Annotated in this window: 19 protein-coding genes; 12 read left to right on the forward strand and 7 right to left on the reverse strand. The window is 66.5% G+C overall.

All coding sequences use genetic code 11. The features are described from left to right. Nucleotides 1-670 precede the first annotated feature (670 nt). Both QMC96_04855 and QMC96_04860 read left to right on the forward strand, forming a co-directional pair. Nucleotides 671-1,453: a hypothetical protein gene (locus QMC96_04855; protein ID MDI6876085.1), complete on the forward strand. Its 783-nt coding sequence runs from the start codon at nucleotides 671-673 to the stop codon at nucleotides 1,451-1,453. A 217-nt stretch (nucleotides 1,454-1,670) separates the two neighbouring features. Then, the gene (locus QMC96_04860; protein MDI6876086.1) at nucleotides 1,671-2,150 is read left to right on the forward strand and encodes a hypothetical protein; all 480 of its coding nucleotides are present in this window, start codon (nucleotides 1,671-1,673) and stop codon (nucleotides 2,148-2,150) included. A gap of 369 nt (nucleotides 2,151-2,519) precedes the next feature. On the opposite strand, the gene QMC96_04865 is transcribed toward QMC96_04860, so the two are convergent. Together QMC96_04865 and QMC96_04870 are read right to left on the reverse strand one after the other, a co-directional pair. Then, a complete protein-coding gene (locus QMC96_04865) occupies nucleotides 2,520-3,143 on the reverse strand; it encodes a toast rack family protein (protein MDI6876087.1) in 624 nt (207 codons plus the stop codon). A 296-nt stretch (nucleotides 3,144-3,439) separates the two neighbouring features. Next, nucleotides 3,440-4,135, reverse strand: coding sequence for an ion channel (locus QMC96_04870; GenBank protein MDI6876088.1), 696 nt, complete (start codon nucleotides 4,133-4,135; stop codon nucleotides 3,440-3,442). Between the two features lie 288 nt (nucleotides 4,136-4,423). Between QMC96_04870 and QMC96_04875 the strand changes: the two genes are divergently transcribed. Then, the gene (locus QMC96_04875) at nucleotides 4,424-5,731 is read left to right on the forward strand and encodes a chloride channel protein (protein MDI6876089.1); all 1,308 of its coding nucleotides are present in this window, start codon (nucleotides 4,424-4,426) and stop codon (nucleotides 5,729-5,731) included. Between the two features lie 12 nt (nucleotides 5,732-5,743). Here QMC96_04875 and QMC96_04880 read toward each other — a convergent pair whose 3' ends face one another. The 5 genes from QMC96_04880 to QMC96_04900 form a co-directional block, all read right to left on the reverse strand. Then, complete coding sequence (locus QMC96_04880; protein MDI6876090.1) at nucleotides 5,744-7,003, reverse strand: PQQ-dependent sugar dehydrogenase; 1,260 nt, start codon at nucleotides 7,001-7,003, stop codon at nucleotides 5,744-5,746. A gap of 50 nt (nucleotides 7,004-7,053) precedes the next feature. Then, a complete protein-coding gene (fdhD, locus tag QMC96_04885) occupies nucleotides 7,054-7,815 on the reverse strand; it encodes a formate dehydrogenase accessory sulfurtransferase FdhD (protein MDI6876091.1) in 762 nt (253 codons plus the stop codon). A 1-nt stretch (nucleotide 7,816) separates the two neighbouring features. Continuing rightward, a complete protein-coding gene (locus QMC96_04890; protein ID MDI6876092.1) occupies nucleotides 7,817-10,405 on the reverse strand; it encodes an aminotransferase class V-fold PLP-dependent enzyme in 2,589 nt (862 codons plus the stop codon). Between the two features lie 272 nt (nucleotides 10,406-10,677). Beyond that, nucleotides 10,678-11,019, reverse strand: a complete 342-nt coding sequence (locus QMC96_04895) for a hypothetical protein (GenBank protein ID MDI6876093.1) — start codon at nucleotides 11,017-11,019, stop codon at nucleotides 10,678-10,680. Nucleotides 11,020-11,209: 190 nt separating this feature from the next. Further along, entirely contained in the window at nucleotides 11,210-11,650 is a 441-nt protein-coding gene (locus tag QMC96_04900; GenBank protein MDI6876094.1) for a hypothetical protein, read from the reverse strand. A 262-nt stretch (nucleotides 11,651-11,912) separates the two neighbouring features. Between QMC96_04900 and QMC96_04905 the strand changes: the two genes are divergently transcribed. The 9 genes from QMC96_04905 (at nucleotide 11,913) to QMC96_04945 (ending at nucleotide 19,642) form a co-directional block, all read left to right on the forward strand. Further along, nucleotides 11,913-12,371, forward strand: a complete 459-nt coding sequence (locus tag QMC96_04905) for a 30S ribosomal protein S15 (GenBank protein MDI6876095.1) — start codon at nucleotides 11,913-11,915, stop codon at nucleotides 12,369-12,371. 3 nt (nucleotides 12,372-12,374) lie between these two features. After that, on the forward strand, nucleotides 12,375-13,586 hold the full coding sequence (locus QMC96_04910) for a DHHA1 domain-containing protein (GenBank protein ID MDI6876096.1): 1,212 nt from the start codon (nucleotides 12,375-12,377) through the stop codon (nucleotides 13,584-13,586). Further along, nucleotides 13,583-13,807, forward strand: coding sequence for a KEOPS complex subunit Pcc1 (locus QMC96_04915; GenBank protein ID MDI6876097.1), 225 nt, complete (start codon nucleotides 13,583-13,585; stop codon nucleotides 13,805-13,807). Before QMC96_04910 ends, QMC96_04915 begins: the two co-directional genes overlap by 4 nt. After that, nucleotides 13,786-15,306, forward strand: coding sequence for a serine--tRNA ligase (locus QMC96_04920; GenBank protein ID MDI6876098.1), 1,521 nt, complete (start codon nucleotides 13,786-13,788; stop codon nucleotides 15,304-15,306). The genes QMC96_04915 and QMC96_04920 overlap by 22 nt, the downstream gene beginning before the upstream one ends. 9 nt (nucleotides 15,307-15,315) lie before the next feature. Next, nucleotides 15,316-15,918 (forward strand): 30S ribosomal protein S3ae, encoded by a 603-nt coding sequence (locus QMC96_04925; protein ID MDI6876099.1) that lies wholly within the window; start codon nucleotides 15,316-15,318, stop codon nucleotides 15,916-15,918. Nucleotides 15,919-16,112: 194 nt separating this feature from the next. Continuing rightward, nucleotides 16,113-17,345 (forward strand): 2,3-bisphosphoglycerate-independent phosphoglycerate mutase, encoded by a 1,233-nt coding sequence (locus QMC96_04930; GenBank protein ID MDI6876100.1) that lies wholly within the window; start codon nucleotides 16,113-16,115, stop codon nucleotides 17,343-17,345. Nucleotides 17,346-17,387: 42 nt separating this feature from the next. Beyond that, complete coding sequence (locus QMC96_04935) at nucleotides 17,388-17,756, forward strand: hypothetical protein (GenBank protein MDI6876101.1); 369 nt, start codon at nucleotides 17,388-17,390, stop codon at nucleotides 17,754-17,756. Between the two features lie 210 nt (nucleotides 17,757-17,966). Further along, nucleotides 17,967-18,809, forward strand: a complete 843-nt coding sequence (locus tag QMC96_04940) for a polymer-forming cytoskeletal protein (GenBank protein ID MDI6876102.1) — start codon at nucleotides 17,967-17,969, stop codon at nucleotides 18,807-18,809. Continuing rightward, nucleotides 18,806-19,642: a hypothetical protein gene (locus QMC96_04945; GenBank protein ID MDI6876103.1), complete on the forward strand. Its 837-nt coding sequence runs from the start codon at nucleotides 18,806-18,808 to the stop codon at nucleotides 19,640-19,642. Before QMC96_04940 ends, QMC96_04945 begins: the two co-directional genes overlap by 4 nt. The last annotated feature ends 20 nt before the right edge of the window (nucleotides 19,643-19,662 follow it).

Genomic DNA, 19,662 nt, shown 5'->3' on the forward strand with positions numbered 1-19,662 from the left:
GCAACGTCCAGCATGATCTCGTGCACCTCGCCCAGATCCTCGCCCGCCGCATTCCGCACTTCGCTCTTCAGCACCTCGGACGCGGGGAATACGCGCGGGGCCATGAACCGCCGCCGTGTTCCGGCTGCCGCTCCAGTCTCCGTTACATCTACCATCTTGGTTCAACTCCTCTGCCGAAAGACGCAATCGTCCCCAGGCAGACGGCTGAATGCCGGGTGAGACTATTTATAGTTTTGGCCCTCCCGAAAAAGTTCGGGGATAGTTCCGCCGTTGACAGGGCTGCATGGGATGCGTTCCCAGAGATGCTATCTCGCCGGATATCCCGAGCCGCAGAACCTGAAACCCTGGACGACTGCATGGAAGTGCACTGCGAAGGATCGAGAGGGACGTTCCCCTTGAGAAGCGGGCTGTCCGGGAGGCTGGAACGAACGGGGGTGGCGATCCGGACCACTGTCCCGCCAGAGCACCTGCACCCGCCGGGAAGGTCCGTCGAATGCACCCGCTTCCCAGGCATCGCCCCATCGCCGCAGGGGGCTTTCGTTGGGAAATGCTGAGAGGATGCTCGCCTTTGCCTTTATACCTGGGAAAATATCGCCGTCCGGGGAAACGGGAGTGAGAGAGGCGAGTCCGATAATAACATTTAACGACCCTTGTTGCCGCATGGTACGGCATGCCACCGAATGAACGCGGGCAGAGCGCCATTTCGCCGATGCGGATGCTCGGCATCGCGCTGGGGGTGTACCTCCTGTGGACCCTGGCCACCTACCTTCTGGAAGGGCGAGTGGACCTCCTGATCAGCGGAGACCCGATCGGCCGCCTGATCTACGCTGTCGTCGCCAACCTCCTGATCGGGACCGTTCTTGTCCTCTTCGTCACCAGCACGTTCAGGATCGGGAGTGAGATCCCACGGAAGTACTTCGGGTTCCAGCCGCCCAACAGGACTCTTGTTTCTATTCTGGCTGCATTCATCCTCGGTCTGATCGTCTTCGTCATATCGGCCCCCCGGACGATGGACCCGATCGTCGTCCTCAACGTCTTTGCGCAGGTCTTCAATACGTCAACGGCGGAGATTCTCGTCGTCTACGTGCTGGTGGGGATCACGGGGGCCTATCTGACCCGATCCCTGGGCAGGACGCCGTCGATGATCGTGGGGATCGTGCTCGCAGCCATCCTCTTCGGGGCCTACCACATCGCCCACAGCCCGCCCTTCAACACGGTCTCCCTGATCCTGCTGCTCACCGTCATCGGTGCCATCACCGCTGTCTATTTCTTTCTGGTGCGGGAGGTCTATTCCACGATCGTCTTTCACAACTTCTTGGCCCTCATCGGGGTGATACAAAACGTCAATATCGCAAACTTTCAGGCGCCCAACCCCGGTCTGCTGGGGATGATGCTCGTCACCCTGGCGGTTCTCGTTGCCCTGGACGCCTACCTCATCCGAAGTCGGCCGTGACCGCATCGCCGGCAGCGGATTGCAGGAAGAGCCCGCTGCCGTGGCAGCCTCTTTTTCGGCGTTCCGTATCCGCAGGAGCGGCCTGCCAACCCCGCAGCTCCCGCATCGCGCCGGATCGGGTGGACGATGTGGTTCTGGTTCTAGCGTAAACCGGAAAAAGGCCGGACAGTCCCGCGAGGCATCCGTGCGGGAGCGCATCCCGCGAACAGAAACGTATTTGAGATCCGCTGCCAGGCAGAGGCCTGCCGGAGGAGGACGGAATGGAACAGCCGGAGGAACCTGGCAGGTTGAAGGATCGGTTCGTGGGGGAGCGGGAGATCGACATGACCCTGCAGCTGCCGGACGGCAGCGCCGTGACGGGGCGGGGCACGGCCAGCGTGCAGGAGGTCTCCCGCGCGGCTGCGGCGTCCAGAGCGATCTGCGCTACACCATCGGGGATGCGCCCTACGAAGAGACGGACCTCTGGAGCTACGATCGGTATGGCAGGGCGATGCACATGTTCGGGGTGGGATCCGACGGGAGCGTGCACGACCTCACCCCGGAGCTGCACTGGAAAGGGGCGCAGGAGGGCGGGGAGACCGAAGAGAAGGTCACGGCGACCTGGGAGTCCCCCGAGACCGTCCGCATCCGCTCCGAGGTGACCGTGGAGGGACGGCCCGGGCCCACCATGGACGCCGTGGGGCGGAAGCGAACGTAGAGGAGCTTTCAAAGGCCATCCGACGAAAAGATTCAGGAGAGGGAAAGAGGAAAGGTGAGACTGTTGACCTCCCCCCTCCTCCCGGTATCCTGACCCGTCGCACCCTGAGGAAGATGCTGGAGAGCCTCCCCGCCGAGGACATTCCGAACACTTCTCCTCTGGTCGCCCGATGAAGCCCTATCGCTACTTTTGGGGAGGGGAGTATCGAAGGGGGAGATCCCTCCTCCGTAGCCGATCCTCGCCTGCGATAGCCCCGGCATGGAATACCCGCACCCGGGAGCAATCCCACGGGACGGTTATGCTTCGGGAGACCACGGGTTCGGCCGTTCGCGATGCCGATCCCGCTCTCACATTCCAGAACGACTGCACTCACGCACCCACCTCCAGGGTGATCGTGCCGACGCCCGACTGGACCGTGATATTCAGCGTCGCCGGGGTCTGGCCATAGGCATCGTTGGTGTAGGTGCTGCCGTTCACGTTCAGCCCGGGCGCGCTGACGGTGCCGAGGATGCCTTCAGCAGTCACCCGCGTGCCCGTGTCGCGGGGAATCCGCACCGTCAGGGTGCCCACGCCCCCGCGGAGGCTGGCATTGAGGTCCCGCTTTCGGTCGCCCGTCAGGTCTACGAGCGCGGTCCCCGCCCCCATCCGGGCGCGAAGGTCCGTCAGGTTCAGGTCTCCCAGGTAGAGCTCCGCGGTGCCGCCCCCCAGCTCCGCGTCCAGCGCCATCGGAACGTCGGGATTCAGCTCCAGGATCCAGGCGTTCTCGCGTCCGCCGTTGAGATTCGGAACCGCTCTCGGTTGCCGGATCGTCAGCTCCCCCGCGCTGTCGTTGCGCCGGTAGTCCACGAGCGGCCGCCAGGCGGGATCGCCGAAGGTGAACGTGGCGTTCAGGAGTGCGGCGGCACCGCTCCGCACGGTCAGTTCGCCCGCCCCTATCTGGATGCGGGTGCGGACCGAATCCGCCCCGACTGGGGGGCGCCGCCCCGGAGGCATCCGCAGATCGCGACCAGGAGGACTGTCGAGAGGGCAAGCGGGATACGCAGACTCTTCCTCATACAGGCGCCCCTGTTTGCCTGTCGTGCTGATAAGGCTTCCCCGTCCGCCCGCGGCAGGAGGAGCGGATTGGCGTGCATGCCGCGACAGGGGCATACCGCTGATCGATGGAGTGAATCGGGGAGTCTGCCGATCGCGCTCTGCTGGCGGCATCCCGCACCGGGGGCTGGTTTCCGGGGCACGGACGTTCCAGGATTCAGGTCATTGCGGGCGCAGGACCGGTAACCTGCCCCCTCTCACCCCTTCCCCTCATCCTTTATCCGAAGGGCGCCCACAAGCCGCGCGATGAGCACCGCGATATAGATCACGCCCGTTACCGCCTCGGAGTATGCAAACGATTGTGTTACGGGAGTAATGGGGGCGATGTCCCCATATCCCAGGGTGGCGAGCGTGACGAAGCTGAAGTAGAGGTAGTCCATCCGGGTGAGGACGCCCTCATGCGGTATATCGGGGTTGAAATAGAACGAGCCCGGGTGCAGCTGGTCGAGGAGCTGGTACGTCAGGGCCCAGACGATCCCGAAGAGCAGGTAGATGCTCAGGGCGCCCGCGATGGTATCCCGCGTGATCCGGTCCGTGAGGACAACGGCCCTCAGCAGGAATACGATGAAAAATGCCAGGAAGAGGATCGGGAAGAGTGCTCCGGCGGCAGGAGCGAGCAGATCCGGGGCGAGGGTCACGTTCCAGCGCGTGATGATCGCCGAAACCCCGAGCAGGACAGCCAGGAGGAGGAGCATTCGCTCGCACTTCATGGCAAAGAGACCGGAGAGGATCACGAAGGAGAAGCAGAGAGCCATCGCCGCATCGTAGGCTGGGACGATCGTCGCCAGGGGCCATGCACCGAGCAGCAGCAGCAGGGAGATGAGGAGAATCAGGAACCGATGCTCGCGCATCCGGTCGAGCCATGCCTGTACTATCTGGAGGCCCCGCTGCATTCGTGTCGGGGAATGGCGTTATGCCGTTATCAGGTTTTGGGCATGGAGCCCCTCCCTGCATGCATGGAGGGCATAAGGGTGTAGACCGGGTGCGCTCCATCTTCCCCCGCTTGGCGAACACCCAGAGCGGCAAACGGACGGACAGGGACCGTTTTTGCAGGCTTTCGCTGCACGGCGGGAGTCGTAATAAGCGATTCAGGATGCTTTTCGAGGCATTTTCAGCAGCGCCGCACGGACGCATCTGCGACAGGTATTAATGGCAGGAGGTTTACGGGAAGGAAGGCAGGCATGACAGAATCCAGTAGCGAGGACCTGCCGATGGCATCCCAGCCGGGCGAGGCTCCGCGCAGCGGAACGCTCACGATGCTGTGGCAGGTCGTATTCGCCGCACTCATCGCCATCGCCTTCACGGCTGCTTTCCTGATCCTGTACTCGATCCTGAACACCCTCGTCTGGGGCGACAGCGACTTCACGGGTGCCGACCGCTGGATGATCCCGGCGGGAGTCCTGGTCTTCTCGCTGCTCGTTGGCCTCAGCCAGAGATACCTGCAGGCCCCCAGCGTCATCCATGGCGGATTCGTGGAATCGATGAAGGGGAAAGGGGAAAAGATCGATTACAGGACGTTCCCGGGCGCACTGCTCTCGGCCCTGTTCTCCCTCCTCTCCGGGGCGAGTGTCGGGCCGGAGGGGGCGATCGCCGTCCTCGTCGGGGATATCTCGTGCTATCTGCGGGAGAAACTGAAAGTTGGAGTCGACTCGGCAGAAGCCGCGCTCGAGTTCGACGTAGCCGCCCTGGCCTCGGCGTTCAACGGGATCGTCGGCAACGTGCTGTTCACCGGGGTGTTTGCCACCGAGTTCCAGGTGGGGGGCAGGAACGCCCTGCGGTTCCTCACCTGGAACCTGCTCGCGGGCGCCGTCGGGTTCCTGTTCTATATACGCCTGGGGCTTCCCTCCTTCGCGCAGAGCATCCCGTTCCCGCCAATCGCCGAACTGCGGCCCGAGTACATCCTGTATGCGATCGCTCTCGGGATTCTCGGGGGGCTGCTGGCGATCTTCACGGGGATCTCCATGCTGGGGGCGGAGCGGCTCATGGAGCGTGCATTCCGGGACAGGGTCGTCCTGCGCATCCTGGTGGCAGGCGGGATCACGGCAGCCGTCGGCTACTTCATCCCGAACCTGCTGTTCTCGGGAGAGGGGCAGATCCACGATATCATCGCCGATCCGGCCCGGATCGGGGCTGCCATGCTGGTGCTGATGGCGGTTCTCAAGATCCTGCTCCTCGCGCTGGCGTTCAAGAGCGGATACCTCGGCGGCCCCCTGTTTCCCATCCTGTTCTCTTCCACCATGCTCGGGCTCGCTCTGAGCCTTGTCTTCCCCGGGGTGCCGATCGCCATCTTCGTGCTGTGCATCGAGGTGGCCGCCGTCGCCCTGGCACTGGGAGCGCCCTTGACCGCCATTCTCCTGGTAGCGGTCGTCGGGACGGCCAACCAGAACATGAGTGTCCTCCTGGTGGTATCGGCCGTCACCGCAATGCTCCTGGCAGCGGAGTTCAAGAGGATGACGAAGGGCTCCGCCGCTGCAGGGCAGGAGAGGTGAACGCGGGTCTCCTTAGGAGGGAGGAGCCCTGCCCTCCGGGGGGACGAGCCGGTAGACCCGCCCGCCGCCTCCGCTCGGACTCCCGCCCTCCGAGGAGAGCAGGTATAGCTCTCGGTCGGCATCCTGCCCGAAGGCAAGGACGTACTCGCCCAGAGCAGCCCTCCCGCCGACCTCCAGCGCATCCATCGTCCATCGGCCCCCCTCCCGCGCCGGCGGAATGCCGACGAAGATCCTGCCGGCCCCGCCCGCACGGGACGCCGTGTAGTCCCCGAAGACGTACAGCCCCCGCAGGAACGGGATCGCGGATCCGCGGTAGACGTATCCGCCGATGACGGCGCTCCCGATCCCGCCTATGCCGTTGGAGAGGTTGGGGTACTCCAGGATCGGGTCGATGAGGCCCTCCCCGGCATCTCCCAGGTAGCAGCGGGCGCCGTCGCGCGGGTTGAAGCAGTGCATCCCCTCCCGGAGGTTCCAGCCGTAGTTGCCGCCCCGCACGATGATATCCACCTCCTCCCAGCGGTTCTGGCCGACGTCGCCGGCGAAGAGCGCGTGGTCCCCGCCGGCGTCGAAGGCGATGTGGTAGGGGTTCCGCAGCCCGTAGGCGAAGATCTCGGGCAGCCCCCCTCCCTGCACGAACGGATTGTCGGGCGGAATGCCGTAGGCTCTCCCGCCCTCCTCGCGGTCGACATCGATGCGGAGGATCTTGCCGAGCGGCGTTCGGGTGTCCTGCCCGTTCCCGATCTCCGGGTTGTGGCCCGCGCCGCGGTCGTTGGCGCCGCCGCCGTCCCCCAGGGGGATGTAGAGATAGCCGTCCGGACCGAAGCAGATGTGCCCGCCGTTGTGGTTCGCCTGGGGCTTGTCGATCGCCATCAGGATCCGTTCGGACGCGGGGTCCGCCCGGTCGGGATCGTCCGAGATCCGGTACTCCGCCAGGCGGCTGGTGCAGTTCCAGCCGGGCGGCGCCCCCGCCCGGAGGGGCGCGGTGTAGAAGACGAAGAAGCGGCCGTTCCGGTCGAACCGCGGGTGGAAGGCGAGCCCCAGCAGACCCCGTTCGTCGTAGCGCGGGTTGAGGCGGACCACGCGATCCGTTATATCCAGGAACAGTTCCCGGTTCTGCGGGCGGTCGGGATCGATCACGAAGACTTTGCCGGTCTGGTCAACGATAAATAGCCGCCCGTCCCCCGGATCTGCCAGGGCTACCGGGCTCACGAACCCCTCCGCCAGCGGCTCGAGAGCGATCGCCCCCCGGGCCAGGGCCCTCGGATTCTGCATGCTCCGAACCTCCCGCGGGTATACCGCCTGCGGAGAAAAAAAGCCATCGGTCAGATGGCCGACGGAGCGCCTTCCACTCGTTCCGCGTGGGTGTAGACGTTCAGCCGCCCGCCCTCCACGAACCCGACGGCGCAGAGCCCCGTCCGCTCCGCCAGGTCGACGGCGAGGCTCGTCGGGGTCCCGCGGGACGCGATGAGGGGAATGTTCGCCACCAGGCACTTCCGCACCATCTCCGAGGAGATGCGGTCGGAGGAGAGGGCGAACGTGCGGGAGAGATCCCGTTTCGCCTGCAGGGCCAGGCCGATCGCCCGGTCGAGGGCGTTGTGGAGCCCGATGTCGGATGCCGCCAGCAGCGGCCCCTCCCTCCCCGCCAGGGCGGCTGTGTGGATGCCGCCGGGCACCGGTTCCGCACGCGAGGCCAGGAGCTGATCCATCGCCTCCACGATCCGCGGGAGCGGCACCGTGAGCGGGGAGGTGAGTTTCGGCAGCCGTTTCGTGTCCAGGTGGGACGTGGTGCCCCCGCAGCCCGAGAGGACGATCTTCTTCCCTCCACCGCCCCGGAACGGGTTCTTCGTGAGCACGCTGACCACGTTCCCGTCCCGCTTGATCGACTCGATCTCGTCCAGCCCCCGCACGATCTCCTCGGTGAAGAGGAACCCGACGACGAACGCCTCGGGGTCGTGCGGGCTCACCGCGGCCGCCAGGATGGTCCGCCCGTTCAGGATGAGGGAGAGGGTCGCCTCCTCGACGAGCGCATGGGAACCCCGCCGCCATGCGCCGCCGTCCGCCTGGAGGCAGGAGTACCGGGCCATGTCAGAGCCCCCGCACGACCGCATCCAGGGTCGCCAGCAGCAGGTCCACGTCCGCCTCGGTGTTGTAGAGGGCGAGGCTCGCCCGCACCGTCCCGCTGGCGAGCCCGAGATGCTGCATCAGCGGCATGTTGCAGTGGTGGCCGGAGCGGACCATGATGTCCGCCTCCTCGTCCAGGATGTGGGCCACCTCGTGCGGCTCGAGCCCCTCGACCGTGAAGGAGACCAGCGGGGTGCGGAGGCGGGGGTCTGTCGGGACGTACACCCGCACGCGGGGCAGGCGGGAGAGACCGGCGATCAGCCGCTCCGTCAGGCGGTCGTCGTGGACGCGGATCCGCTCCATCCCGATCCCCTGCAGGTAGTCGACGGCGGCGCCCAGCGCGATCCCGCCCCCGATGTTCGGCGTTCCCCCTTCGTAGCGCTGGTAGCCCTCCGCCAGTGTGTAGCTCTCCAGGGTGACCGACTCCACGCTCCCCCCGCCGACCATCAGGGGCGCCAGGACCGCCTCCCGCATCCAGAGCACCCCGGTCCCGGTCGGGCCGCACATCTTGTGGCCGGAGAAGCAGAAGAAGTCGCAGCCGATCTCCTGCACGTCGATCGGGCGGTGAGGCACGGTCTGGGCACCGTCCACCAGCAGGAGGGCTCCCCGCTCGCGGCAGATGCGGGCGATCTCCGCGACGGGAGTGAGGGTCCCGAGCACGTTCGAGGCGTGGGAGACCGCGACCAGCCGGGTGCCCTCGGTGATCGCGGCATCGAGGGCGGCGAGATCCAGGGCGTAGTCGGGGGTGATCCCGACGACCTCCAGGTCGACGCCCTGCCGCCGGAGGTCCATCCAGGGGAGGAGGTTGGAGTGGTGCTCCAGGATGGTCGCCACCACGCGGTCCCCGCGCTGCCAGGGGAGGCCCCGGGCCACCGTCTGGATCGCCTCGGTGGTGTTCTTGACAAACACCGTCGTCCCCTTCTCGCCCCGGATGAAGCGGGCCACCTTCTCGTGGGCGTGCCAGTAGCGCTGGGTCGCGATCCGGGCGAGGCGGTGGACGCCCCGCCCCACGTTGGCGCGGTAGCGGTGCTCGTACTCGATCAGCGCCGCCAGCACGGGCTCCGGGGAGAGGCTCGTCGCCGCGCTGTCCAGGTAGACCAGGTCCGCCAGGAGGGGGAAGTCGGATCGGATCGCATCCAGATTCCCCTTCGGTGCCGTCGGCGGCGGTTCCGCGACCGCCGCTGCCTTCTCCCGCGGCCGCTCCGCCAGGTCGATCCCGCGGGCCCGGCAGACCTTCTGCATCTTGGGCGGGAGCTCCTTCCAGCGCCACAGCCCCCAGGTGCGGTACTCCTCCGGGAGCCCCCGCTCCGCCGTCCAGCGCCCCAGGAACTCTTCCCAGCGCGCCGCCACCTCCGGATGCAGGCGTTTCAGCTCCTCGTACTCGCTCTCCAGCATCGCGGGGCAGACGTAGCAGCCGATCCGTTCGAGCCCCCGCTCGTAGAGGGGGTTGATCTCGGCGCCCACCCACCAGAGGTAGAGGTAGACCTCGAGCGCCCGCCAGTTGCGGATGGGGGAGATGTTCACCTGCAGGGGGTTGTTCGGGTTCTGGCTGACGACCTCGAGCGCCGCCCGGTTCCAGGACTCGTACCATCGGTTGCCCTGGATCGTCACGCAGGGGCCCGCGGTCGCCAGGTAGCGCTTCAGGGGGTGCAGCTTGAGGAGCTTGCAGCACCAGCGGTGGTCCTTCCCCGGAGGCCCCGCCTTCTCGACGGCGGTCCAGAAGTCCCCGCCCTTCTCGATGATCGGGACCCCCTGCCGTTTCACGTACTCGACCGTCTCGGGGAACTCGATCCCCGTGTCGATGAAGAACGCCTGCTCGACACCAGCCTTGCGGGCCAGGAGCAGCACCGCGGTGCTGTCCTTGCCGCCCGAGAAGGAGACGTTCGCGCAGGGGCGGTCGTGCATGTGCTGGCGGATGGTGCGGATCGCGCTCCGCTCCAGGTTCTTCAGGTGGTAGGCGTTCGCCCGCACGGCATCCTGCCAGGAGGGGCTCGGGCCCGTCTTCGGCTGGACGGGGCGGACCTCTTTCACGCGGATATGCCCGTCTTTTAACACACCGGTCCCGAACCGCCCGCGGTAGCGCACCACCACCGTCCCCTCCCCCTCGTCCGTCTGCACGGGGATCCGCTTCCCCCCGATCCGCGCCTTCCCCGCAGAGCCCGCCATCGCCCGGTCGAGGTCGACGATGCCACGCGTCGCGCATCCGACCAGGTAGGGGAGGGCGCCGGGCGCGACTGCGAACTCGAAGCGGCGCGTGATCGGGTCGAAGGAGAGCCAGCCGAACCTCTCCCCGTGGACGATCACCAGGTCGTTGCGATCGATGCCGCCGCCCTTGTTCAGGAGCACGATCGCGGGGAGCGGGCTGCACCCGAACCGCTCCTCGAGCAGCTCCCGCAGCAGGGCCATGTCCGCCGCGAGCGCCGGGCGTACGTCGTAGGGCTGCACGAGCGGGATCTCCTTCACGGCCCCGCCGCAGGCGCAGGTCCTCCCGATGAGCGGCAGGTCGCAGCGCTCGCACCAGTAGAGGATCTTCTTGAGAGGCGGCTCTCGCATTCTCGCATGAGTGTGGGACTTTTCGGCTCTTAATAAGTTGGACGGAGGTCGAGGGGCGTACGGGGTTGCGGTGCCGCTGGGCGGTGCTGCCCGGATCCCATCCTTCTCCCCGCCGGGATCTGCGGCGGACGGTTCGGTGCTCTGCCGCCGGGGCGGGGAGGGGGTGAGAGCCCTTCTCCCCCTGCCCCCCCCCCGCAATCGCGGTGGGCCCGGTGATCGGGGAACGGCGGGAGGATAACCGCATGCTGGAGAGCAGGACAGTCCGGGCCCGTTCAGAGCCGCACCTTCTCCTGCGATCGATCGGAACGGTCCGATCTCTCCGCATAGAGCGTGTCTCCCCCGCCCCTGCCGTACGCTGTTGGGAGGGTCTCTGCGGCTCCTTCCCCGTACGCATCCCCGCGATCGCGGGAAGATGCCGGCCCGATCCGAACCAGAATGCCGAACCGATCCCGTGGTTCCGTTCGAGGCCTGTCGCACCGGCGGGGGAGCGTCCCTCCGCCTTCCCGTACGACAGGCTCGTTCATGGGAGACAGCGAGAGGCAGAAGCAGCAGGCTGCGATCGGGACGATCCGCCGGCATTCTCCGGAAGCGGGGGAGAGTCTCCCCCCTTCCATCCCGCATCCGCGGCGGCACGCGGCACGGGGAAGATGCCCGTGCCCGCTACCCCCCGGACAGCCTGGCGGATCTCCCCCATCGAATGCCCCGCCGGGAGCCCCGTGGAGGGCATTCGCCCCCGGAGAGATCATGGGGACTTTGATAAAACGGGATACGGCACCGGTGCCGGATGCCGCGGAAGCACGAGGATCATCCCGTCTCGGCCGGGGCCTGCTCCTCCCGCCGCCGCGTCTCGAACATGCCCGACAGCTGTATCGCCCGCTCCGCGAGCTCGTCGGCGCGTTCCCGTGACTCGGCATTCACGCCCATCAGGTGGAGCATGTTGGCCGTCTTGAGCATGTCGGCGGAGATGCCCCAGGTGTGGCTGCGGATCTCCTCCGGCAGCAGATCGTAGAGCTCGTTCGCCACATCGCTCAGCAGGTGCGAGTAGTAGTCGATGAGGCGGTCCGCCTGGAGCAGCCAGTCCTCGTCTTCCCTCTTTCCTTTCAGCGCCTCCCACTCCCGGCTGAACTGAACCAGGATGGTCTGGAGCAGGCTCACCGCGAGCTGGCGCTGTTCGTCTGCCGATCTCCCGGAGCGGAGCTCCTGGATCTTCTCGTGGACATCCGCACGCATGATCTCGTGTTCCATGCCTCAGGCACCTCGTCGCAGGACGAAAATCCCCGCTGTAGTGGCTTCATGGAGCGGCTCACATATATATATTATGCCGGATCCGGGCGTTTCCCGGGGGGGATACCCTTATAATGCCCCCAATACTATACTATTCAGCACGGAACCGTGCTGGCCGATGTAAGTCCGACGTGCCGTGAGGCGCGGCCCGGAATCCGGGCTTGGGATTACGGGGAGCTGGAAGGCTCTTTTCGCGACTTACGTTTGTCAAGGAGGAACAACAATGGCGAGAATACATGCTCGGCGCAGGGGAGAATCGGGTTCGGTCCGTCCCTACCGTCTGGAGGCTCCGGAGTGGTCCAACCGGGACCAGAAGGAGATCGAGAGGATCATCCTGGACCTGCGGAAGGAGGGCGCATCGAGCGCCCAGATCGGCCTGATACTGCGAGACAAGTACGGGGTGCCGGACGTCAAACTGGTGATGGGAAAGAAGATAGGCCAGATCCTGAAGGAGCACCAGGTGGAGTCTAGGGTGCCGGAGGACCTGCGAAACCTCATCATCAAGGCGCTCGGGATGCGGAAGCACCTGGAAGAGCACGGCAAAGATCTGCACAACAAGCGGCAGCTCCAGCTCACGGAGTCCAAGGTGCGCCGGCTGGTCAGGTACTACGTGCGGTGCGGTGTCCTGCCCGCCGATTGGACCTACAAGCCAGAGACGGCCGAGATCCTGATATCCAGATGATCCATGTCCCTTGAGGATGCCGCGGGCAGCATTGCAGAGCGCCTTCTCGCCGAGGAGTACGTCGAGGTGTTTGCGCACCACGACGCAGACGGCATCGCCGCCGCGTCCATACTCTGCGAGGCGATGCTGCGGGCGGGCAGGCGGTTCCGCCTGCGGATCCGGGCGGAGATCGCGCCGCCGGATATACCGCAGGGCGTTCCGGCGCTGCTCTGCGATCTCGGATCGGCACGGGGCGATCTGCCGGACGGGGTCATGGTCGTGGATCACCACGTGCCCCACTTCGAGGGGAGACTGCACCTCAACCCGCGACTGGAGGGCATCGACGGCGATCGGGAGCTCTCGAGCGCCGGGGCGGCATACCTCGTGGCGGACCGCATGGGAGACAACCGGGATCTGATCGGACTGGTGCTGCTGGGCATCTTGGGGGACGGGCAGGAACTGGCGGGCATGAACCGCGAGCTCGTGAACGAGGGGATCGCGACCGGCTCCATCGCCCCCTCCCGGGGGCTGACGCTGCCGGGGCGGGATCCCGTGGAGCAGCTCGCCTATGCGACCAGCCCGTACCTGGACGGGATCAGCGGGGATGCCGATCGCGCCGCCGCCCTGATCGCCCGCTGCAGCGGGGACGGAGGGGTCGATTGCCTGCTGTCCCTGCTGCTCCTGGCGATCAGCCCCGGGGCATCCCTCCGTGCGATGCAGTCGGTCTACGGCACCGTCTACGAACTCGGGAGAGAGGTCGTGCCCGATGCGCACGCCCTCTGCGCCCTGGTGGACGCCTGCGGAAAGTGCGGCAAGAGCGGGCTGGCGGCATCCCTCTGCCTCCGATCGAATCTGGGGATAAAAGAGGCCTGGGAGGAGACCCTCCACTACCGCTCCCGCGTGATCGGAGGGGTGAAGTCGGCCCGGAAGCTGGAGGTTCCCGGTGCCGTCTACGCCGTGGACGACCCCCTGGCGGCGAGCGGTGTGGCGGACGTGCTCGCCCGGGATCTCGATCAGGAATCGGTCGTGGTCGTGCTGGCAGAGACGGCGGAGGAGATCCGTCTCTCGGCGCGCACCCCGCCCGGCGTCTCCCTGGATCTCGAGGAGCGGGTGCGGGAACTCGCACGGGAGCTCGGCGGCACCGGCGGCGGTCACCGCAGGCGGGCCGGCGCGACCGTCCCGGCGCGGCAGAGAGAGGCGTGCCTGCAGAGGCTCGGGGAGGCGTTCTCCGCATGATGCGCATCCGCGGCGCCATCACGACGAGGCACCGGGCGGCGGACTGCGTGGCGCGCGCCCTGGCGCCGGACAACCTCTCCGCCATGCGGACGGAGGCCCGCGGGGACACCGTGGTGACGGTGGTGCGGAGCGAATCCCTGCGCTCCGTGATCGCCTCGGTGGACGACTACCTGATGAACCTGGATATTGCGGAGGACGTATGTTCGTGCGTTTTGCCCTGAATGCGAAGGTGCAGCTCAGCCGGGAGATCCCGGAGGAAGCGGTGGAGACGATCAAAAAGACGGTGGACGCGGCGAACGCGACCGTGTTCCGCCGCGGCGTCCCGCGGGAGGCCTCGCCGGAAGAGGTGGGCGCGATCACCGCCTGGCAGGCGGACGGGAAGAGTCTCTCCCTGCGGATCGAGAGCGGCCCCTACACCCGCGCCCACGACGCCCTCTTCCGGTTCCGCAAGCAGCTCGGGCCCGCCCTGGGGAAGCACCGTCTGGGGATCCGCGGCATCGCTGTCGAGGAGTTCACCGTCCTGCTGGGCGGGGTGCCGGAGTCGGTGGCGGTTCCGCGCATTCCCTTCATCGCGGGGAGCGAGAGGACCGATGCGGGGCTCTGCCTGCACCTGCAGGTGGATGCCGCGGATCTGGAGAACAGGGTGCCGGACCGCATCGTGCGGCTGATCGAGGAGAAGATCCAGGCGAGCACGTACGGCGGGAAGGGCGAGCACTGGGAGCTGATCTTCGAGAGCGGCCCAAGAGAGAGGATCTACCGCGGCAACCCCACGGAGGAGATGCTGGATCGGGGCTGGATCAAGCACGGTGCGTCCCGGGGCCAGTGGATCTTCGGGCCGCGTGCGGTCCAGCTCTTCCGGGCGTTCGAGAAGATCGTGGAGACCGAGATCCTGCAGCCTCTCGGGTTCTCGGAGATGATCTTCCCGAAGCTCGACACCTGGGAGGTGCTGAAGCGGTCCGGCCACGCCAAGGGCGTGTACCCGGAGATCTACTACGTCTCCGCCCCGAAGACCCGGGACCCGGCCTACTGGGAGGACGTGGCGGACTACTTCAAGGTCACGGGCGAGGTCTGGGTGGAGAAGATCCGTGAACGGGTCGAGGGGCCGATCGGAGCGCTCTGCTACGCCCAGTGCCCCTCCTTCTGGCCCTTCGTCCAGGGGGAGACGCTGGCGACCGAGACGCTGCCGGTCCGCATCTTCGACCGCAGCGGCACCTCCCACCGCTACGAGAGCGGGGGGATCCACGGCATCGAGCGGGTGGACGAATTCCACAGAATCGAGATCGTCTGGCTGGGCACCATCGAGCAGACGATCGGCGTGGCGGAGGAGCTGCACGACGCCTACCGGCACGTCTTCGAGGACCTGCTGGAGCTGGAGTGGCGGTCGGCGCGGGTGACGCCCTGGTTCATGGCCCAGGAGGGGCTGCTCGAAGGCGGCTCCGCCTGCTGCGGCGCGATCGGAACCACGGACTACGAGGCGCACCTGCCGTACAACGACACCTGGCTCGAGTTCCAGAACGTGAGCGTGAATGGGAACAAGTACCCCGAGGGGTTCAACGTCAAGATCCAGAGCGGGGAGGAGTGCTGGTCGGGATGCTCCGGCATCGGCCTGGAACGCTGGACGGCAGCGTTCCTGTCGCAGAAAGGATTCGACGTCTCGAGATGGCCGGAGGCTGTCGCAGCGCTCGTGGGAGAAGAGAAGACCGTATTCAAATTCCTGTGAGGTGAAACCATGGCAAAGAAGAAGCAGATTGGAAGAAAGGTAGAGGGCTGGAAGGCCAAGAGCTGGTACAAAGTCTATGTCCCGGAGATCTTCGGGCGGACCTATATCGGCGACACGATCTCGAGCGACCCGTCCACCGTGATGGGGCGGGTCATGAACACGACGCTCGGGGAGATCATCCAGGATTACGCGAAGCAGCACGTGAAGCTGAAGATCAAGGTCACCAACGTCGCCGGCGACGCCGCGTACACCGACTTCGTCGGCCACGAGATCGCACGGGACTACCTGCGGTCCATGGTGAAGCGGCGGGCGAGTCGGATCGACCTGATCATGCCGGTCACGACGAAAGACGGCAAGACGGTGCAGCTCACCGCCACCTGCTTCACGCTCTCCCGGGCGAACTCGAGCCAGGTCCACTCCATCCGCCAGACGATGTCGCAGCACCTTGCGGCACATGCGGCGGAGCGGGAGCTGAACGTGTTCGTAAAGGAGATCGTCTCCGGCGACCTGGCCAAAGACCTGAACAAGCTGGTCAAGGGGATCTACCCCGTCCGCCGCGTCGAGATCGTGAAGTCCGAAGTGCAGGAACCGAAGGTTGCGGTAGCGGCCTGATGGCGCAGAACGGGACCGCTCAACGGATTTGAGCGTCTCTTCCCACCGCCGTCCCTGCGAAACAACCTCTTTTCGTCTCCGGTACGGACGGAGCAGGGGCGGGGTGCCTGCCGCGAACGGTGCGGGAGGGAGCGCAGGGAGAGGGCGCTGCACACCGAGAAGAGTAATAGGGAGACGGCACCACATTATCATCGATGACCGCTCGCAGGATTGTGCTGCTGGTGCTGGACGGGGTGTCGGACCGCCCATGCGCCGCCCTCGGGGGCCGGACCCCCCTCCAGGCGGCAGACACCCCGGTCCTCGACCGTATTGCCGCCGAGGGGATCTGCGGAATCATGGACACCATCGCGCCGGGAATCCGCCCGGGATCCGACACATCGCACCTCGCCCTCCTGGGCTATCCTCCCGAGAAGTACTACACCGGGCGGGGCCCCCTCGAGGCCGAAGGGACCGGTATCCGCATGGAGAGGGGGATGATCGGATTCCGGGCCAACTACGCGACCCTGAAAGGTGGGATCGTCACGGACCGCCGTGCCGGGCGGATCCACGACACCGCACCGCTCTCCCGCGCCATCCAGGAGGGGGTGGACCTCTCCGACTACGGCGTCGAGATCCAGTTCCGGTCCGGCGCCGGCCACAGGGCGGCGCTGGCGTTCAGAGGCGAGGATCTGGGCCCCTGCATCTCATCGAACGATCCCAAGAAGGAGGGTCTGCCCCCGGCGGAGATCCGCCCCCTGACCGAACGGCTGCAGGATGCCAGAACGGCGCAGGTCGCCGAAGAGTTCATTCGCCAGTCCAGCCGGATCCTGAAAGAGCACCCCCTCAACCGCGAGCGGGAGAGGGGCGGCCTTCCCCGGGCGGACATCGTGCTGATCCGGGGCGGGGGGGAGATGGGGCACTTCGAACCCTTCGCCGAACGCTACCACCTGACGGGAAGCGTCATCTCCGCCGCCACGCTCATCACCGGTATCGGGAAGGTGGTGGGGCTGGAGCATATCCCGGTTCCGGGCGCCACGGGCTCGGCGAACACCAACCTCGCCGCAAAAGTATCGGCGTGCCTCCGCGAACTGGAGAGGAAGGAGTTCGTGCTGCTGAACATCAAGGGGGCGGACGAGGCGGGGCACGACGGCGATGCAGAGGGGAAGCGGGACTTCATCGCGAGGATGGACGCCGCCCTCGAACCCCTGCTCGACCGGCAGGACTGCCTGCTCGTCGTCTGCGCCGACCACAGCACCCCCTGCTCGATCGGGAACCACAGCGCCGATCCGGTCCCGATCGCCATCCGCGGCGAGGGTGTGCGGGTGGATGCCGTTCGGCAGTTCGACGAGATCGCCTGCGCCCAGGGAGGGCTGCACCGCATCACGGGCGGAGCGGTCCTCCCGATCGCCCTTGACCTGATCGACAGGGCGAGGAAGTACGGAGCCTGACGCGCACGCACTTTAATATCTCCGCCGCGCACACCTAACAGGATGATGCAGATCGTCCGCAGGCTCCTGTCCTTGCTGGGAAAGGGCGAACCGGGGGGAGTGCAGGAGTACAGGGAGGGGGATGCCGCCGCCCTGCAGCAGGTGGCGGAGGGAGACGGCGGCGCCGTGGCGTACGACGGCATCCCCGTCATCGACGTCTCCGCCCTGGACGACCTCCCCGAGTTCGAGCTCATCGACCCGCCGGTGCTCCCGCCGGAAGAGGAACGAAGACGGGCCTATCGGGAGGAGGAACTCGCCTCCAAACGGGCCACGATCGCAGCGCGGAGGCGGATCCGGGAAGAGCGGATGGGCGGCAGCGTCAGCCGCACCGTTCAGGCCCACTCCGACGGTCGGGCGGAGTACCGCCGCTGAAAGCCCGTTCGGCAGGCGGGCGCGGCTGGCGGGGCGGGCAGGACCGGAACGCCCGGGGACGCCCGGGTGCAAAGCGCGATTCCCGCGGTTCGGGCGGGCGTACACGCCCGTAGGAACAATATAGGAGCCTATTTATTCATTCGCACAAAGTACTAGGTACTGGCCGTCCCCCCCGCCCACGGTCTCACAACAGCCACGGTTGCACGCACGATGGATCTCGACGTCTCCACCTGGATTTCGCACTGCTATCTTCCGGATCGGACCGAACTGCAGGAGCACACGCTCAAGACCGACCGCGACCTGGTGATCGGGGATCGCTGCAGGATCGACTACGGGCTCCAGGGGGACGACATCGTCATCTGCGAGTTCTGCACGATCAACGGCACCATCCTCGCCGGCGGCGACGTGCGGATCGACAACTGGTGCGAGGTGTTCGGGGACGTGATCGTGGAGGAGGACGCCTACATCGGTGAAGGGGTGAAGATCCACGGAAAACTCGTCGTCCGCGGGGACCTCGACATCGGAGACAACGTCAGCATCGAGAAGGGGTTCGAGGCCAAAGGCTGGATCGTGATCCGGAACCCGATCCCGGTGATCATGTACCTCCTGCTCTACCTGATCACCGTGCTGAACCTGGACCGCGACGACAAGGTGGACGCCGTCCTCCAGGAGCTCTTCGGGGACGAGGAAGCCGAGAAGGAGCCCCCGCTCCGCATCCCCCCCGGATCCGTCCTGAACATGCAGATCTTCTCCGTCCCGCAGGGCATGGCGATCGGCTCGAACTGCCGCCTGCACGGCAACATCCGCGGCGAGTCGATCCAGATCGAGCGGGACACCACGATCTTCGGGAGTCTGCGGGCGATCAAAAGCGTCGCCGTCGGCGCCGGGACGACCGTGCACGGGGACGTATCGGCGGAGGGCAGTATCCAGATCGAGAAAGACGCGCACATCCTGGGGAGCGCGTCCGCCGGCAGTCTCACCCTGCACGAAGATGCGCGGATCGACGGTATTATCAAGGCTCCGAACGGTCTGAAGATACAGAGAACCCCATGAGAGCGGCAGAGATCCTCGACCTGGATACGCTCGTCTTCCTCGAGCCGTCGTTCGCCGACCTGACCGAGCCCATCTTCACCGCGGAAGCCGTCGCGATCCCGGCGACCGAAGCGAGGCTGCTCCTCTCGGAGAACGACCTCCCGCTCGCCGTTGCATTCTCCGACGGCGAAGGCTGGTGGGCGACCTCGTTCCTCTTCCGCGACCCGACGCGGGAGCTGCTGGAGAAGTTCGAGGATCTGGACGGGGACCTCTACCAGGAGAGCCGCGATACCTGGCTCCGGGCCGTGCGGGAGTACTTCGCGCTCCAGATCCGGCAGGAGGTGACGCCGGCTCTCGAGGACCTCCCCCCGTACCGCTCCGATCTGATCCGCGATCTGGTAGCGGACGTCTTCGCGGGTGGCGCCGGGCTGCCCTGCCTGGACTGCTGCTGCGGATCCGGGGTGGGATCGGCGGTCCTGCGGTCGCTCGCCATGCAGCCGCTCTCCTACGACAACGATCCCTCTCTCCTTTCGCTGGGGCTCGCCACGGGGCGTCTCCTCCCCGGGGAGACGATGTGTCTGGACGGGACCCGGGCGAGCCGGTACCTGGACCCGCTCCCGCGGGGCGCCGCATTCATGCTCGGAGCGATCGATGCCTACAGCCGGGAGACCTGGGAGCAGATCGTGGAGGAGCTGCTCGGGCTCACCGACGAGACCCTGATGACCGTCGGCACCGAGGAGGAGGCCGGGATCGTCGAGGAGTGGTGCCGCCGCCAATCCCGCGCGGTGGAGGTCTCCGAGAACGATCGGGACCCCATCTACGATCGCTGGGTCATCCTGGCAAGGAAAGGGTGACTTCCGCAGAACGGGAAAAA

The sequence above is a fragment of the Methanomicrobiales archaeon genome, assembly GCA_030019205.1.
Lineage (GTDB): Archaea > Halobacteriota > Methanomicrobia > Methanomicrobiales > JACTUA01 > JASEFH01.